The following is a 16281-nucleotide window of genomic DNA, read 5'->3' on the forward strand; positions in this document are numbered from 1 at the left end:
TCTTACCACCCTTTCTTTGTATAATACATAATGTCTTCAAGCGTAGGCTTTTCAACAACAACCGTATCGCCAAATATAGTGGCTACCCGATGTTTATTAGCCGTTAATGCTTCAAAGCCTCTGTTTGTTTTACGTAGGGCAATGAATTCCCGCTCCGTTTCACAATCTAATAAATCCAGTGTTCCTTTAACAATGGCATACTCCTCTTCAATTTTATAAAACTCCTTGGTGAAGATATGCTGGCCATTATGAATAAAGGTAATATAATCTGCAATACGATCTAAATCTGTAGTAATATGTGTGGAGAAAAATATAGTTTTGTCCTCATCTTGCATTAACTCATGTAAAATATTGAGTAACTCTCTCCGGAAAATAGGGTCAAGTCCAGACGTTGGCTCATCCATTATAATTAATTCAGCGTGATGTGCTAATGCAATAGCTAATGATGCCTTCATCTTCATCCCTTTTGAGAATGTCTTCATATTTTTGTTCAAAGGTAGTTCGAACTGTTCAACATAATACTGAAATTTCTTGTCGTCCCATTTTTTATAGGCTGGTTTAATGATCATTTTCATATCCTTTAGCGTAATATTTTCATAAAAGATATTCTCATCATAGACAAAACCGATACGTTCTTTTATTTCTTTTTCATGCTTCTTATAGCTTTTACCGAAAATAGAAATAGTTCCACTATCCTGCTGCAATAAATTCATAATCATTTTAATCGTCGTCGATTTTCCTGCACCATTTCCTCCAATAAACCCTGTGACAAATCCTTTTTTAACATTGATTGAAAGATCCCTTATTTGAAAACCATTAAATGACTTTTGTATATGCTGTAATTCAATAACATTTTCCATCTATTCATCCTCCGTATACAATAAAGTAAGCATATCCTTTAACTCAACTAAACTAATATTCATTTCCTTCGCATTTTGAATCGCTACCAGTAACTTTTCCTCAATAGCCTTCATTTTTCTTTCTTTCATCATTTCTGTATTTTGTTCAGAGATGAACGAACCTTTCCCAACAATCGAGTAAATAAAACCGTTTTTTTCTAGCTCTTCATAAGCACGTTTTGTTGTAATGACACTAATCTCTAAATCCTTTGCTAGTTGACGCATGGAAGGCAATGACTGCCCCTCCTGTAATTCACCTGTTAAAATTAGTTTTTTGATCTGCGCATATATCTGTTCATAAATGGGTTCTTTTGAACTGTTTGAAATAATAATTTGCATGCAAATACCTCTTCGCGAAAATATTGTATATATACTTTATATACAATATATACACATTGACATTAATTTGCAAGTAAAAATTTCCTGTTAATTACTACTAAAAAAAGCATATAGCCAAATGAATGACTACATGCCCTTATTCTTAAAATACAAATGCAACGAGTTCTTCCTTACCGCTTTGCATTTCTTTTATTTTATACATATTATGAGTGACCTCATCTTCTCCTAATACTATGACCTTTTGTGTATTTTCACGATTAGCTTTTTCCATTGCCTTTTTTACTTTCTTCCCACTTAGCTCAACTTCTACCTTATATTCTTTTCGGCGCAATTCTGCTGCCAGCTTTAGCGCTGCCTTTTCCGTTCCAATGGGAATAATATAAATATCTGCAATCGGTGTGTTTCGCTCTATTTTCCCTGAAAGCTCCAAGGCTGTAAATATGACATCTAAACCAAAAGAGATCCCCACAGTGGCATAGGATTGCTCCGACCCCATAAGGCCACCAATCGCCTGATCATAACGCCCTCCACTCCCCATACTGGAACGAATGGTTTCATCGGCTAAAAAGATTTCATAAATGGTCCCTGTATAAATCTCAAGCCCCCGCGCTAAAAACGGATTGAATATACATTGTTCACTTAACTCAAGTGTGTTTAAATAAGCTGTTAGTTCCATTAATTCCTGTAAACCTTGTTGTAACAACATATTTTTGTTCGCGTACTCTTTAAAATATGCCATATTTATTTGAGTACGTTCCTCTAGAAATTGCTTAATCTTATTAATACTGTTATTAGAAATCCCTAATTCCTGTAATTCTGTTAGCATTGTTTTTTGGTCTATTTTTTCCATCTTGTCTAAAATTAAAATGACTCGATTCATTTGCTCCTGCTCTACCTCAAATAATTGCAATAAACCAACTAAAAGTTTGCGATTATTATATTGGATATTAATTTGCAGATTAAGTTTATCAAATGCATCTATCGCCATCATCATTAGCTCCGCCTCAGCAGCCTGTGAGGCTACCCCAACAATATCTACATCACATTGTGTAAATTCACGAAAACGCCCCGCCTTAATGGGGCCGTCTCGAAATACTTTACCAATCTCATATCGTTTAAATGGCATTGAAATAGAAGGGTTCATCGCTACAACCTTTGCAAACGGAATCGTTAAATCATAGCGTAACGCTAAATCACGCTCACCTCTATCCGTTAATGTGTACATTTCCTGTAGAATCTCTGCACCACCAGCATATTTTGAAGCCATCAGCTCTGTATAGTTAAGAATAGGTGTCTCTAACGGCTTGCAGCCATAAGCCATAAACGTATCTTCTAAAGTACGCCGAATAGCACGACGAGTGACCTCCTGCTCTGGTAAATAATCTTGTGTTCCGCGAACATTTTGATAGTCCATTTTTTTCATCACCATTGCCTCCTCATTTTTTGGCAAATAAAAAAACCGTATACGATAAAGCCCCAAATCAGCTTTATTTATACGATTACATAAGAAATAGTCTTTCTATTCAATATTAATAAATTAATAAGGATAGCAAGACTACTGACTATGATGATGTTTTGTTGTGTACGATTGGACAAAAATAATTGTCATATGTATTCCCTCCTTTTATATTAAGGGATACTATAAGACAAAACAAATCAAATGTCAAACTATTTCGTGAAATCAAAAAATTATTTTTTTTAACTTTTGTAATGTACCTAACATATTCGCTAATTCCTCGGGTGTTAAATTGGCTTGATACTTTTCAGAAATCTGTTGATTAAACGCTTCAACTTCCTGTTTATAAAGCCATCCTTTCTCACCTAATTCAATAGAAAAACCACGCTTATCTTCTACATGCTGCCTTTTTATTATATAGCCATCCTTTTCAAGCTTTGCGATCTGCTGGCTCACAGCACTTTTCGTAATAGCCATTTTTTCAGCTAGTTCAGAAGGTGAAGAAGAAGGATGACGAATCACAAATGTCAAAAGGACATATTGTTGATTATTTAAGGAGAAATTAGTATAGTTTCTTTCCATTTTCTCAAGAATGATCCAAATATCTTCAATGGTTTGATTAATTTGCTCCACTACATTATTAGTCTTCATTTTTTTGAGTGTCACCTTTTTCTCGCCATTTTTTAGGATTAAGATAGCTTTTAAACTTGTTAGCTACCTCTTTCCCAACAAGTAAAGCACCTAGCCAAAATAAGATTTCAGCTATAATAATACTCCCTGGTATAATTCCTGCTTTTAATTTCGTAGGTATGGGTGTAAATGGTGTAATGATTGGGATTAGCCATAGTGAAAGAGAAAAGATAATAATGCCTACTCCAAGTTTATAGGCAAAGGGCTTTTGTGCTTTTTCGTTAGATGTCATGAAACCATTCTCCTGTACAATATTTTATTTAAGTTAACTAAACTATATTATAAATTTCTTTAGTATGTTAAGCAATGTTATTATTACCAGGAAAACAAAAACCCCATCTATTTGAAAATTGATGAATCCAAATAGATGGGATGATAGTATTACATTTTTTGTGTTTATTGTTTTACAGATGTAAGTGGCACACGTAACTCATCATTTGGCTTGTTAATTAAATAATTATAAACGAGAATGTCAAGCTCCTTCTTGTCAAAATTCTCATAAACATCCATTCTTTTATTATTATCAAGCATACCCATAAATTCAGGCGTTCCATGGATTTTTTCTTTATCATCTAAATAATAGGTTTGATTGACTCCAGCAAATTCTGGATTAGCGCTTAATGATTCCACATAAAGGTTATTGTCCTTCATGTAATAAGTCCATGAGATCGGATACCCTGCAATATTAGATGTTACACTTTGAGGCTTTGCTGATATGTTCGTTAAACGGGTTGAATTGTAGTCTCCATATATACCTTCAACACGGTGCTTAGCAACAAATGTTATAGGTTGATTTTCCAGAGAAGCTGCATCTAGTCCTTTCATTTCAAAGCGAAGCTCTGTTTCATTAGGATTTCCATCTATACCCGATATATTACCAGTCAATAAAGTTCCGCCCACATCCAGTTGATAATCACTATATGGAAAAGTCTCGTATTTTTCTTGAGTAAGAATCAACCGAACTTGGGTCGGTGTAACCGTCATTTCATGGATTTTAGTCCCACCAGGCACATTGTCAATTGGGATATCTAGTACTTGCTTAAATGACGCATTTTCCAATTGTTTTTTAGCTAGATTTAGTTTTATACGCCAATCACTCTCTTTTGTTTCTAGTACGCGATTATAAGAAATTTGGAATTTAGTCCCTTCTTGGTGTAAGGCATCAGACTCGAATAGTTGCTGACTAAAATATTCACCCTTTGCTCCTTGATTTCCCGAGAAAGATCTTTTCCCATTCTCAATAGAATTTGTTCTGTCATTAATCGCCTCAATGAATATCCCTGTATTTCGAACTTTTAAATCTGTAAGCGTAACTGCTGATTTAAGTAATACTTTACCCTTATCTTGTTCAAAAGATTGGATAGTCACGGTGTCAACCCCATCCTTTTGAATTGGGAAAACTTGCGTAGTCAAGTCATTTGGATTATAGCTGATAGAATGTTTCTCATTGCTGATGAACTGAATATTCTCCATCGTAAACTCCACATCTGCCATCTGGCCTTCTACAACCCAATCCGTTTCAAAATATCCCTGGAAGACACCAAGCTCCTCATTCCAAGAATGTGTATAACTCCCTTCAATAAAGTTACCCTTCGCATTTTTAAGTCCGGTTAATTCAAAGCCTATATCCTCTCCATCCCAAGATACTTCAGGTTTTAAACTATATAGCAGGAAGGTTCTATTATCATCTATAAACGCCGTGTGTACAGTTAATGTAAACCCATCCTTCTTAACAGATTGCTCAATCGTCTGGCCTAAGCCTTGTGCTAATGCAGACTGAATACCAGCCCTATAAGTAAGAATATTGGACCAGTCGTAATTCAGTGCTGCATAAACAGGTGTAGCCATTAGAGCTACAGATAATCCCGCTACCAAAGCAAATCTCTTTCTTTTACGAGGTCGAAGTTCGATTGGTACATCTGCAATCTTTAGCTCGTCCTTCTGGATACTACTCCACATTTGATCAAAATCAGGATACGACATGTTATTGTCTGCCTTCATTTCATTTTTAAGTTTCTTTTCAATGCGTTCCAAATTGATTCTCCCCCTTCAACCATAAGTTTTGATTTTGTTCCAATTTTTTGCGCATGATTTTCAATGCCTTGTGAAGCCTCGACTTCACTGTGCCCACAGGGATCTTAAGAGATTCAGCAATTTCCGCTAATGATAGCTCTCCAATATAGCGCAGGGTGACAACGGCCATTAGCTTTTCTGGTAGCTGTCCAAGTAGTTCCTCCCATTCCTCCCCTGCTGCCTTCTCCAATACGATGGTGTCTACGGACTTAACCAATGTCGTAGATTGCTCATGCAGCAATTGAACCTGACTTTGTTTTTTCAACTGAGCCTGCTTTCTTTTAAGCAAATTTAAGCACTGATTCATCGCTATTCGCATAATCCAAGCTCGCGTATGTTCAACACTTCTCCAATCCTGTCGAAAAACGGTGATAAATACATCATGGCAAAGGTCTTCTGCATCTTGTGCGTTTCGTAGCATGTAATAACAGGTACGGTACACATCCTTGTTGTATGAAACGAATAATTCTCGTTCTGTCAATCTAAGTCACTCCTTTCTGACTGTTCTACTTTATAAACAAATGACTATTAGAAAAGGTTCATCTTTTTTTAGAACTTCGTTGCTTATGTAATTACTTATTAAAAACCCCATAATAAAAACAGATGGCATGATAGAGGCCCATTATTGGACATCTAAACCATCTGTTTTTAACCTGTAGGCATACCATCTCTGCATCATTACTTCAGGAAATTTTCGGGCTCTTCTGGTTACTTCTTATTAAACTTCCCCTTTTTTTCGTGCTGCTATTTCATCCTTCATTTCCTCATTTAACGCTTCAATTGACTGTTTACGTCGCTTATTTTTTTCTTTAAGCAGCTTACTTTGCAGAGGATCTACAAATTCCATACTCATTTCTGCTTCATGAATTTTCTCTTCCGTATTTTTAACGATATCACGAATGCGCTCTACATTATTGGTTCTATCATCAGTTTTTCGATGTCTTGTATTAGCCATGTTAACCTCCCCAAACTTTGACTTAAACATAGTTTGGGTTGTTTTTATGATTATATGTACGCTAACTTCTACTAAGAAAAGCACCTATTCTACTCAGTGCATCTCACTTCAAATAATGGATTTTTCAAAGTACATGTTTACTTATCAATGGATTTGTTTCATTATTGGCTGACACTGTATTTAAACAATCTCTTCTTTTAAACCCTCATAGGCAGATTTCGAATGCATAAATACATATAAAACAAGTGAGAAAATTATAGCTATTGCGCCAAATAGAATACAGACCTCTTGTAGCGAAAACCATTCTGCTAGCATGCCTAATACTAAAGTAAAAATAATCTGTAAGATACTAATGACCATTGTTGAAACACTACCAAAGCGGCCCATAATAGTTGTTGGTACACTTAATTGATAAAAAGTACTGTACCCTGCATTACAAAATGACATACAAATTCCTAATGCAATAAAACTGATAATTGCCATTGTCACATTTGGAGATGCGTAAAATAGCGTGTAGCTGATCGTCGTCAAAAGTAGACCATAAACAATATATTGCCTAGTCGAAAACTTTTTAGCATAGCGAGCAGCCAATGCACCACCGATTATAGCACCTACCCCTGTGATACTAACGATTACACCATATAGACTGTCTGAAGCTTCTAAGTTCTGTTTAATAAATGTGGCTTCCTGTGAGTCTAATGCAAAAGCAATCATTAAAGCCCCTTGAAAGTAAAGAAATACTTTGGTAAACACTTGCTCTTTTTTTATAAAGGAGTGGACAATAATATAATCCTCTTTTAACAGCTGCCATGTAATTGGCTGACGACGGACTTCCTGATGATCCTCTACTCTCGGCAGTTTATAAATGACCAAAGCACAGACAAAGAATGTAAGTGCATTAAACCAAATCGCCACTTGTACATTTGAAATAGCAATGATAAACCCAGCGAGTGCAGGACCAATTAAAAATGAACCAGAGCTAAACATTCCCAAAATCGCATTAAAAGATTGTTTATCTTCGTCTGGAACATATTTCGATATATAGTAGGTACTACTTGGACCAAAAAAGCTACTAGCTATATTAGATAAAAATAACACACAATAAATGAGCCAAATAGACGACGTGAAAGGTAATAATAAAATCAATATACCTCGTATGATATCGCTATAGATCATCAATTTTTGTTTATTTGTTCGATCAATAATAGAACCTGCAAAAAAGCTTGTTAAAATACGAGCTATCGGCCCCACAATAAAGATACTAGCCATAGCTGCAGGCGACTCTGTTAAGTGCCAAACTAATAAATTAAGCGCAACTAGATTTACCCAATTCCCTAAATATGAAAAGCCAAAGCCAAACAAAATGAGTTGGTATTTCCTAATCATGCGCATAATTCCTCCCTATGTTTCTTCATATATTCAATCTGCAGATAGAACATTAATTGAAAGTAACGGAATATATTTTGGTTTTTTTTCACATAAAAGTATCTCTTTAGATAATCATAGCTATCGATAGATTTCGGTGCAACTAAAAACGGCAACCTTAGCTAAGTTCATAGCCTCGGGTTGCCTTGTTAGTTTTTTATTGATAAAATGGTTTTACATTGTATCCATTTTTCTCCAAATGATAGCGGATATTTTTATCGATTAGGAAGTGACCTGATCCAACAACAACAAAGTAAGTTCCTTTTTTCTCTTCAAGTACATTCATGATTTTCTTGGCCATTTGTTCATCACGTAAACCAAATAGCATTTCATTGAACTCTGATGATTCACCTTCCATCGCTTGGAAACTTTTTGCGAAAGCTTCAACGTTTCCTTGTTTCCAGCTTGTAAACCACTCTTGAAGGATTTTGTGTTGGTTTTCTTCCGATGGATTAATGATACTGTCCAACACAGCGACCAATGACTGCTCCTGTGCTTCTGGTGATAATGCTTCAAACATGTCGACTTGTGCTTTTGTTCCTTCTAATTCGATCACTGGCTTTTGCTGTAGCTGTGCATTCAATAAAAAGTATATATCAATACCATGCATTGCCATCTCCTGTGGTGTCATTCCAAAGGAATCGTCCATTGACAGCATTGATAATGAGCTAGATAGCATCCATGGCTTTTGCATTGTCAGTTCCTCCATTGGAAGATCGTAAAGCTTAGCGACTTGCTCAAGCTTCGCATATGTTTCCGGTGCAATAGCGTCTTTCAGGGATGAACCATCCGCATACATCGCCTTTTCTGTATAATATTGAAGCCCTTCTGTATCTAAAATATTGGCCTCGACTAACAGCGCATCTGCTTCATCAAACGCCGTCACTAGTTTTTTATTAAATGGATATAAATCAGGTGTACCTAGATGAATAGAGCCTAGTAAATATACTAGTGTATCCTCATCCTCGACAACCCAAGCTACTCCTTTTGCTCCTTGCTCTGCAAGTGCATATGTACTCTGAATGAAACGAACTGCTAGTAAAACAGCTTGTTGCGTAGTTGCTTTTTTCTCTAATTGCAGTCCATTTGGAGAACCTTGTAATATGTTATGCTCTTTCATAAATTGAACAGCATCTGTACCAACAGGTAAATCATAGCGCGCCACAATATTATACAGGCGTTTTACAATATCACCACGTGTGTTATCATTCTTCACACTCACTGGTTTATACTGTTTATTTTCAGCTAAACCTAGAGAGGCAATTTTCTTTTCTGTTAAAGCTAGTAATTCATTGACCTTGTCCACAGGGATTTCTTGAAGGAAGCCATCAAAATACCATTCGGTTGGATAGATCCCGTATTTTTCACCTTCATTTAATGTTCCAATAGCCCAATTACTAATCGATGGTACTAGTGGTGGTTGTGTTTGCTCCTCTGCATGAATCACAGGAACAACTGTTGTCAGCATCAATGAAGCACCAAGCAATACAGCGCTTGTACGTTTCATTATCTTTTTCATCATATTCTTTTCTCTCCTTTTCCTATATCTGAATTTGCATCGTTTGAAATTATATCATACATATTCCAACTATTTTATACTTAAACGTGAAAATATTTACAAAATTGTATCAACAAAAAATTATGTTGATATAGTTATCGAGATCAAAAATTTAAATTAGTTTCATATAATTATAAATTGCTATCGCAACCTTCAATAACATGAAATAAGACGATGACACACAGTTCTTGTCATCGTCTTTTTAAATGAAAGCTTATTGAGTAAATTTAGGATCTAATATACCTAAACCACTGCCCTCAATTTCAAATTTTACTTTTGAAGCACCATCTAAATTAACATTAACCATTACCTTGTCTTTTATCGATCCACTATCATAAATCAATTTATTATCTGCGTAAATTTTCATATAACCTATGCCGAAAGAGCCAGCTACTAGCTTTTTAACAGGTGCTAGGTAAGTTTGGAATCCTTTATAATTTCCATTAGCTAAGTATTCAACTGTATGATCTTGTACAGCTCCTCCACCATGATACCCCCCTAGTTGATAAGATTGTTCAAACTTTTCTCCGGTACTAATAACGATAGAGCTTGGGTTATGGAAGAAGTGATCTTCATCACTCCCAATAGGTTTTACATCTTTTAAAGAGATGAATTTTGGAACATCACCAATATAAACGGATTTTGATTTTCCATCCCATGTAACTTTTTCCCCTAAAGATTCAGCAATAAAACGCATTGGAACATATGTTGTTCCTTCATAAATAAAGCCAGATTGACCCTCTTGTGGTTTTTTTTCAACCTTATCAACATAGTAATTAATTGTTTCTTGGAAAACGTTGATCTTTTTCATACTGCTTGCTGCCTCTGTTGTTGAGAGGTAAGTAAAGGTTAAACCTCCTAATATAAAAAAGCCTAAATAACTTGTTATTATAAGTAGTTTTTTCATATAGTCACTCCTTAAAATATATTTATACGTAATTATACCAAAAATTACATATCACATTTCAAGATATTGATCCAGAATAGGAAAAAATTCTGCATATCTACATTGGGTTATTAAGCAATCTTTATTCTATATAATCGAAGGTGGCCTTTAAATAAAGTTTAATGCCACTCTACATAGTATTTCTAATATCAAGTTGAATGTTCTTCAAACTCTTTATGTTGATTTATGAAATGGTAAAATATAATTTAAATACCCCAATAGCTTTAAATTTTTTTATACCATTTTTATTTATAAAGAAAGGACCCCTTATATATGTCCAAAATGGTTAATATGCTTTCTATAATATGGCTCCTCAAAACTCGGAAACAATTGACTGCTAAGGAGCTAGCAGAGGAATTAGAAATCAGTAATCGTACGGTTTATCGCTATATCGATGATCTGTGTGCAAGTGGCGTACCCATTATTTCAGACGCAGGACATAATGGTGGGTACAGTTTACTGAATGAGTTTACAAAAGCCCCTTTGTTTTTTAATCTAGATGAGCAGAAAGCGCTTGTTCATGCTGCAAAATTTGCAATAGATGCAGGGTATCCTTTTAGTGAAACTTTAGACGAGGCAATTTCTAAATTGAAAATGTATACAAACAAAGAACAATTGAATCATATCAATCGACATTTAAGAGGGTTCGAAGTCATACATCCTACTGTCGAACCGTCTTTGAAATCTATTCTTCAAGATTTAGAAATTGCTGTTGCGGAAAGTTATAGATTACTTATTGTTTATCAAAAAGATAGGGAAATTGAAGCACAATCCCGGCACATTGATCCTTATGGTCTTGTTTATTGGAAAGGTAAGTGGTACACCGTCGCCTATTGCCATTTGCGTGAAGAAATTCGAAGTTTTCGAATCGACCGTATTCAATCATTATCCAAAACGGATAAAAGATTTGACCGACCCTTGGGATTTTCAGCACGTTCTTTCTTTCTAAAAGACATTTTACCTGATGCAAGTCAACTTGAAAAACTCATTTCTGTCCGTATCCAAGGCCATACACATGCGCTTGATGATTTATGTCAACATTGGTTATTTAATCATGCTTTAATAGAACGGAACAACAATCAAGCTCTTTTTAAAGTTGATAAAGAGTCTATTCATAGCTTGGTACCTTACTTTCTTCTCCCTTATGGTAAATCTATTACCATTTTGGAACCAACTTTATTACAAGAAAAATTAGCAACTATCAGCTTTGAATTATTCAATCATTATCAAAATACTTCACTACACTGACCGTACTTGTCAGTGGAGTTTTTTTATAATGTACATGTTCCAAATAAAATTTTTTAGGAGGCATAAAATTATGAAGGATTTGAAGTATCATTTTTATATTGCAGGTACACCAGAGGAAGTTTGGAAGGCACTTATCTCACCCGAGGGTACAAAAAAAATTTATTATGGGTCCGTCATTCTATCTACATTTCAAGTGGGCGATCTCTTGGAGTATGTGGGTCCTGGGGTAGATGGAGATAAAACTTTGCATGTATACGGAAACGTCTTGGAATATGAGCCCAATCAGGTACTTCGATTTACTCACTATCCTGGGAAATCTTATTTAAAAGATGATGATCATGCATTCGAGTCACGAATTTCGTATTTTTTAGAACCTATTGGCTCATGCACGAAATTGACGCTCATTCATGACCAGTGGAAAGAAGGAGATTCCACTTATGAGAATAGCGAAAAGGCTTGGTGGATGATTTTAAGTAACACAAAGACTTTAGTAGAAACAGGGAATGTTCTAGACTTTGATGAAGATTCATCGGCCCATCAAAATTAGTTAACAGAAAGAGAATACTAGCCCTTCACTCGCTAACGTATTTGGAATTTATTTGACAAATAACTACTAGAGAATAATCCATTTTTAATGGCACTTTCTTCAAAATGGATTATTCTTATTTATCGATAACACAAGTAAACTTTTCAAGTAATTTTTTCCTCAGTTGCTGATTTAAGCTAAAATGTGACCGCCTTCTACATGAAGAACAGTCCCAGTCACAAAACTATTTTGCAGCAAGTATAATACGCTTTGTGCAACATCCTCAGCTTTTCCTATCCGTTTTACTGGTAGTTTGTTTTCAACAGTAGCATAGAAATTAGTACGTGCTTCTTCTGGCATTTTACTACGGGAAGGTGTATCAATTATACCCGGTGAAATAATGTTTACACGGATAGGGGCAAGTTCTAATGCCAAAGTCTGACCTAGATTTGAAACAGCCGCATTGACTGCGCCTAGAATGGCTGAACCAACCATAGACTTGTAGGCTACAACCCCAGAGAATAAAGTGACTGAACCATTTGGTAAAATTTTCGAAGCACCATATTTCGCTGCATAATATTGTCCCCAAAATTTGTTTTCAAACAGTTGTCGGGCTTGGATTGTATTCGTTTGGAGAAATGACCCGCTGGATGTTTCTGCTGCGCTTACAACAAGATGATCGAACTGGCCGACTTTTTCAAAGAAAGACTGGACTTGCTGTTCTTGTGTAGTATCTAGTGTATAGGCTATAGCCCTAACTCCTAATTGCTCTTTTGCATTCCGTAATTTATCTTCGGATCGGCTAGCAATGATTACTTCTGCACCTTGGGCTATTAGCTGTTTCGCTGATTCAAACCCAATCCCGGAACTTCCACCAATAATGACAATTTTTTTATCCTTTAACATGTTTTTATCCTCCTATGGGTTTGCTTGATAGAATTAAAAATTCAATACCTCTTGCAGGTGTATATCAAGTTCAGATACAAACTTTTCAATCTTCGGATTTTTGACTACATCATAGCAAGAGAAACTCTTTAAAGTTTTCATTCCGAGAAATTTCTGTATCCGATGTAAATGACTTAATGCATCTTCTAGGGTGTTCCCTTCAAAAAATTGACTTGAATCGTTGAATGCTTTTTCAGGAGCATTCCAGGTAGTCGAAAACATATATTTCTTTTCCGTCAATAGCCCTCCTTTTCCATACTGATCAGCGCCTTTAAAAAATAAACCATAAGCATATACTTCATCCATATACGTCTTCAATAATCCCGGAACACTGAACCAATAGATAGGCGTTTGGTAAATGATGATATCAGCCCATATAAATTTTTGCTGTTCTTCCTCGATGTTATATCCGTTTTGAACAATGGTTGTTTTTACGTTGTTCTTTTCGCTAAAAAAGCTGATCAACTTGTCCATCAATGTTTGGTTCAAATTTCCTTCTGCCGAACTATATTTCTGATGACCGTTAATAATAAGTATATTTTTCATTCTTTTCTTGCTCCTTCAATTCCGTGGTCTCTTAAAAAACCGCATAGTATATGGCCAGTAACTAATAACCCTTGTTGCACTTTAAGTATCATTTAATCCACATGATGACTCCCATCGTGCTGATAGCAAAAGCACTGATTAAGTGAGCAATACGTGCTAAAGGTAGTTTGTTGCGTTGATTTCTCGCACTAAATTTAATCACCTCTACAATATAGGAATGGAATAATAGGTTCATCGGTATTATATATATAGTTACTTCATTTTAGGAAGTAGTGATATTTAATTCATAAAGTTTCTGAAAATATACTATTGTGATATGATAAGGTAAATTAGTCAAAAAAATTTTAGGGAGGATGTATAATGAGTGTTATTGAGCCTGTCGTGTTGACCAAAGGAACCCCAGGTGAGACTTGCCCTATCGCTAAAACGCTCGACGTGATTGGGACTAAATGGACCTTTTTAATTATTCGTGATCTGCTTATTGAAGGAACGATGCGATTCAGTGACCTTTTAAAATCAATGGATGGAATTAGCCCAAAAACACTTTCACTCCGCCTTAAGGTACTGGAAGACCATGAGATACTGGAACGAAAGGTATTTCCAGAGGTTCCTCCTCGTGTGGAATATACGTTAACAGAAAAGGGAAAACAATTGGAAGGTATTTTCATTGAATTAAAGAGATTCGGATTAAATATATAAAAGATTAAATATAGGTTGTTCTTTAAATTTAGCCTCTTTCAAACTATGTCTGATATGGATCATCTCTCTGTAAGGTGTGGAAGTTCATACTAAAATTAAGGATATTTATTTAATCCTTAGGGGAATATGACATCTTCTTCACCTCAGTTTTTGAAAAAAACACCCCGCTTTAAATACGATTAACTCATCTATAGCCTTTGCTATTATTATCTTCCTGTACTCTAATTTTTCACTTTCAACATTGTGCTATACTGATTCTATTATTTTCCAAAATGGAGGAATTTTAATGAATAAAGAAGATCAAACACGCGATCTTATTATCCAAACTTCTCTTAAATTATTTAATAAAAAAGGTTACGATCAAACTTCTATTCAAGATATTATGAATGCCACGGCATTACCTAAGGGTTCTATTTATAGACGTTTTGAAAATAAAAATGACATTTCTATTGCTTCCTTCAAATATTCTATGAGTATTATTTGGCAACATTATTTTGAAGCAATAAAGTCTAAATTTACAGCGACAGATAAAATAATTGCTATGTTTGAAGTTTATCAAGATGCTGTTCATACCCCCCCTGTTGATGGTGGTTGTCCACTACTAAATACCGCAATAGAAAGTGATGATGGATTCCCAGAACTACATGAGTTAGCCGCTAACACACATAATGAAACGCTACTTTTTCTACAATCTATTATTGAGGAAGGTATTCATTCCAAAGAATTTAGCCAAGATGTAAATTCTTATTCTCTAGCATCTTTTTTATTCTCTACTTTAGAAGGTGCTATAATGTCTAGTCGTTTAGCTTTAAATAATGATCATATGAACCACAGTATCGAACAAATAAAATACCTTTTACAACAATACGCATCAAAAAACCAAGAGGTTTAAAATGTAATACCTCTTGGTTTTCACTAAAATGTAAGAAATATTTTGTTGAAATTACAGGCATTAGCATATAAGATACTCTTAAGGACCGGACGGTTCGGTCTGAAAGAAAACTTAAAGGAGAGATAGTATTGGAAATTGCCATTTTACTTTATGACGGAATCACAGCTTTGGACGCTATTGGTCCATACGAAGTGTTTGCAGCTACACAGCAATGCCATGTGAAATTTGTTGCTAAAGATAAAGGAATGATTAAACTAGATTCAAAAATGGGCTATTTGCATGCAGACTATAGCTTTTCTGACATTACTTCTGCCGATATTCTTGTTGTTCCTGGCTGTAGTCCCCCTAACTACAAAAATCCAATGAATGATGAAGTAACGCTGAACTGGATCCGGAACATACATCAAACAACGAAGTGGACTACTTCCGTTTGCAATGGTTCTCTTATTTTAAGTGCTGCTGGTCTATTAAAAGGGATGAAAGCTACTAGTCACTGGGGTTCCTTTGACATCCTACAATCGCTTGGCACTATTCCAACTGAAGAAAGAGTTGTTCGTCAAGATAAAATGGTTACGGCAGCTGGAGTCTCTTCTGGTATTGATATGGCTCTGCAATTAGTTGCTTGGGAATTTAATGACGATCTTAGTAAGGGAGTTCAGTTAATACTGGAATATGATCCGCAGCCTCCATTTGATACAGGTTCCGTACAAAAAGCACCTCAACCTTTAGTGGAGGGTATTAAAAAAATGCTTCAAGAATTTTCCGAGAAAGAGCCTGATAGGTCATTCAAAAATAGTTAAGGGCAAAGTAACTTAAAAAGAATGTATTTTAAAGGAATAGTTACAAGATGTTAACTTGCCTGATAGTTGTGGGTGCTGATGCTAGCACAAAATAACAGTATTGGATTGTTGTTTCTTCACATGGCCATGGAATGTGAAAGTTGCTTTGAAAATAATTGTTCAAAAAAACACTCTCAACCTAGAGAGTGTTTTAGATTGTAGACAAAAGCCATCGAGAAGTTCACTCTCGATGGCGCTTTTGTCATTTTTCTTTCTCTTTCATTTTCAATATTTGGTAAATCAAT

General features: G+C 35.3%; 18 protein-coding genes. 5 read left to right on the forward strand and 13 right to left on the reverse strand.

The features are described 5' to 3' along the window. Positions 1 to 2: 2 nt before the first annotated feature. From AO843_RS02815 to AO843_RS02865, 11 genes are all read right to left on the reverse strand, one after another. Entirely contained in the window at positions 3 to 860 is an 858-nt protein-coding gene (locus tag AO843_RS02815; protein ID WP_054609627.1) for an ABC transporter ATP-binding protein, read from the reverse strand. Further along, on the reverse strand, positions 861 to 1238 hold the full coding sequence (locus AO843_RS02820) for a GntR family transcriptional regulator (RefSeq protein ID WP_054609628.1): 378 nt from the start codon (positions 1236 to 1238) through the stop codon (positions 861 to 863). A gap of 142 nt (positions 1239 to 1380) precedes the next feature. Beyond that, positions 1381 to 2661 carry a histidine--tRNA ligase gene (locus AO843_RS02825; protein ID WP_054609629.1) on the reverse strand — a complete coding sequence of 427 codons (1281 nt, stop codon included), beginning with the start codon at positions 2659 to 2661 and terminating at the stop codon, positions 1381 to 1383. A 258-nt stretch (positions 2662 to 2919) separates the two neighbouring features. Beyond that, a complete protein-coding gene (locus AO843_RS02830; RefSeq protein WP_054609630.1) occupies positions 2920 to 3345 on the reverse strand; it encodes a MarR family winged helix-turn-helix transcriptional regulator in 426 nt (141 codons plus the stop codon). Then, positions 3335 to 3616: a transporter suffix domain-containing protein gene (locus tag AO843_RS02835; RefSeq protein ID WP_054609631.1), complete on the reverse strand. Its 282-nt coding sequence runs from the start codon at positions 3614 to 3616 to the stop codon at positions 3335 to 3337. Before AO843_RS02835 ends, AO843_RS02830 begins: the two co-directional genes overlap by 11 nt. A gap of 164 nt (positions 3617 to 3780) precedes the next feature. Further along, positions 3781 to 5418, reverse strand: coding sequence for a DUF4179 domain-containing protein (locus AO843_RS02840; RefSeq protein WP_054609632.1), 1638 nt, complete (start codon positions 5416 to 5418; stop codon positions 3781 to 3783). Then, positions 5405 to 5938 (reverse strand): RNA polymerase sigma factor, encoded by a 534-nt coding sequence (locus AO843_RS02845; RefSeq protein WP_054609633.1) that lies wholly within the window; start codon positions 5936 to 5938, stop codon positions 5405 to 5407. Before AO843_RS02845 ends, AO843_RS02840 begins: the two co-directional genes overlap by 14 nt. A 237-nt stretch (positions 5939 to 6175) precedes the next feature. Continuing rightward, positions 6176 to 6412, reverse strand: a complete 237-nt coding sequence (locus AO843_RS02850) for a small acid-soluble spore protein Tlp (RefSeq protein ID WP_054609634.1) — start codon at positions 6410 to 6412, stop codon at positions 6176 to 6178. Positions 6413 to 6592: 180 nt separating this feature from the next. Further along, positions 6593 to 7798 (reverse strand): MFS transporter, encoded by a 1206-nt coding sequence (locus AO843_RS02855; RefSeq protein ID WP_231630049.1) that lies wholly within the window; start codon positions 7796 to 7798, stop codon positions 6593 to 6595. Between the two features lie 196 nt (positions 7799 to 7994). After that, positions 7995 to 9359: a TraB/GumN family protein gene (locus AO843_RS02860; protein ID WP_082389372.1), complete on the reverse strand. Its 1365-nt coding sequence runs from the start codon at positions 9357 to 9359 to the stop codon at positions 7995 to 7997. 250 nt (positions 9360 to 9609) lie between these two features. After that, complete coding sequence (locus tag AO843_RS02865; protein WP_054609636.1) at positions 9610 to 10302, reverse strand: stalk domain-containing protein; 693 nt, start codon at positions 10300 to 10302, stop codon at positions 9610 to 9612. Positions 10303 to 10614: 312 nt separating this feature from the next. On the opposite strand from AO843_RS02865, the gene AO843_RS02870 reads away from it, so the two are divergent. Together AO843_RS02870 and AO843_RS02875 are read left to right on the forward strand one after the other, a co-directional pair. Continuing rightward, positions 10615 to 11589: a helix-turn-helix transcriptional regulator gene (locus AO843_RS02870; protein WP_054609637.1), complete on the forward strand. Its 975-nt coding sequence runs from the start codon at positions 10615 to 10617 to the stop codon at positions 11587 to 11589. 70 nt (positions 11590 to 11659) lie between these two features. Then, positions 11660 to 12136, forward strand: coding sequence for an SRPBCC domain-containing protein (locus tag AO843_RS02875; protein WP_054609638.1), 477 nt, complete (start codon positions 11660 to 11662; stop codon positions 12134 to 12136). Positions 12137 to 12307: 171 nt separating this feature from the next. Here AO843_RS02875 and AO843_RS02880 read toward each other — a convergent pair whose 3' ends face one another. Together AO843_RS02880 and AO843_RS02885 are read right to left on the reverse strand one after the other, a co-directional pair. Beyond that, a complete protein-coding gene (locus AO843_RS02880; protein WP_054609639.1) occupies positions 12308 to 13021 on the reverse strand; it encodes an SDR family oxidoreductase in 714 nt (237 codons plus the stop codon). A 33-nt stretch (positions 13022 to 13054) separates the two neighbouring features. Next, positions 13055 to 13606: an NAD(P)H-dependent oxidoreductase gene (locus AO843_RS02885; protein WP_054609640.1), complete on the reverse strand. Its 552-nt coding sequence runs from the start codon at positions 13604 to 13606 to the stop codon at positions 13055 to 13057. 360 nt (positions 13607 to 13966) lie between these two features. On the opposite strand from AO843_RS02885, the gene AO843_RS02890 reads away from it, so the two are divergent. The 3 genes from AO843_RS02890 to AO843_RS02900 all read left to right on the forward strand — a co-directional run bounded on the left by AO843_RS02890 (position 13967) and on the right by AO843_RS02900 (position 15997). Beyond that, positions 13967 to 14305 (forward strand): winged helix-turn-helix transcriptional regulator, encoded by a 339-nt coding sequence (locus AO843_RS02890; protein WP_054609641.1) that lies wholly within the window; start codon positions 13967 to 13969, stop codon positions 14303 to 14305. Between the two features lie 286 nt (positions 14306 to 14591). Then, entirely contained in the window at positions 14592 to 15197 is a 606-nt protein-coding gene (locus tag AO843_RS02895; RefSeq protein WP_054609642.1) for a TetR/AcrR family transcriptional regulator, read from the forward strand. 128 nt (positions 15198 to 15325) lie between these two features. After that, the gene (locus tag AO843_RS02900; protein WP_054609643.1) at positions 15326 to 15997 is read left to right on the forward strand and encodes a DJ-1/PfpI family protein; all 672 of its coding nucleotides are present in this window, start codon (positions 15326 to 15328) and stop codon (positions 15995 to 15997) included. Positions 15998 to 16281 lie beyond the last annotated feature (284 nt).

Origin of the sequence: Lysinibacillus sp. ZYM-1 (assembly GCF_001308875.1) — a bacterium.
Taxonomy (GTDB): domain Bacteria; phylum Bacillota; class Bacilli; order Bacillales_A; family Planococcaceae; genus Lysinibacillus.

What these genes read in the sequence shown, in the direction of transcription:
- AO843_RS02815 (WP_054609627.1), bottom strand. Translation starts at nt 860, where the DNA reads ATGGAAAATGTTATTGAATTACAGCATATACAAAAGTCATTTAATGGT.
- AO843_RS02820 (WP_054609628.1), bottom strand. Translation starts at nt 1,238, where the DNA reads ATGCAAATTATTATTTCAAACAGTTCAAAAGAACCCATTTATGAACAG.
- AO843_RS02825 (WP_054609629.1), bottom strand. Translation starts at nt 2,661, where the DNA reads ATGAAAAAAATGGACTATCAAAATGTTCGCGGAACACAAGATTATTTA.
- AO843_RS02830 (WP_054609630.1), bottom strand. Translation starts at nt 3,345, where the DNA reads ATGAAGACTAATAATGTAGTGGAGCAAATTAATCAAACCATTGAAGAT.
- AO843_RS02835 (WP_054609631.1), bottom strand. Translation starts at nt 3,616, where the DNA reads ATGACATCTAACGAAAAAGCACAAAAGCCCTTTGCCTATAAACTTGGA.
- AO843_RS02850 (WP_054609634.1), bottom strand. Translation starts at nt 6,412, where the DNA reads ATGGCTAATACAAGACATCGAAAAACTGATGATAGAACCAATAATGTA.
- AO843_RS02855 (WP_231630049.1), bottom strand. Translation starts at nt 7,798, where the DNA reads ATGATTAGGAAATACCAACTCATTTTGTTTGGCTTTGGCTTTTCATAT.
- AO843_RS02860 (WP_082389372.1), bottom strand. Translation starts at nt 9,359, where the DNA reads ATGATGAAAAAGATAATGAAACGTACAAGCGCTGTATTGCTTGGTGCT.
- AO843_RS02865 (WP_054609636.1), bottom strand. Translation starts at nt 10,302, where the DNA reads ATGAAAAAACTACTTATAATAACAAGTTATTTAGGCTTTTTTATATTA.
- AO843_RS02870 (WP_054609637.1), top strand. Translation starts at nt 10,615, where the DNA reads ATGTCCAAAATGGTTAATATGCTTTCTATAATATGGCTCCTCAAAACT.
- AO843_RS02875 (WP_054609638.1), top strand. Translation starts at nt 11,660, where the DNA reads ATGAAGGATTTGAAGTATCATTTTTATATTGCAGGTACACCAGAGGAA.
- AO843_RS02880 (WP_054609639.1), bottom strand. Translation starts at nt 13,021, where the DNA reads ATGTTAAAGGATAAAAAAATTGTCATTATTGGTGGAAGTTCCGGGATT.
- AO843_RS02885 (WP_054609640.1), bottom strand. Translation starts at nt 13,606, where the DNA reads ATGAAAAATATACTTATTATTAACGGTCATCAGAAATATAGTTCGGCA.
- AO843_RS02890 (WP_054609641.1), top strand. Translation starts at nt 13,967, where the DNA reads ATGAGTGTTATTGAGCCTGTCGTGTTGACCAAAGGAACCCCAGGTGAG.
- AO843_RS02895 (WP_054609642.1), top strand. Translation starts at nt 14,592, where the DNA reads ATGAATAAAGAAGATCAAACACGCGATCTTATTATCCAAACTTCTCTT.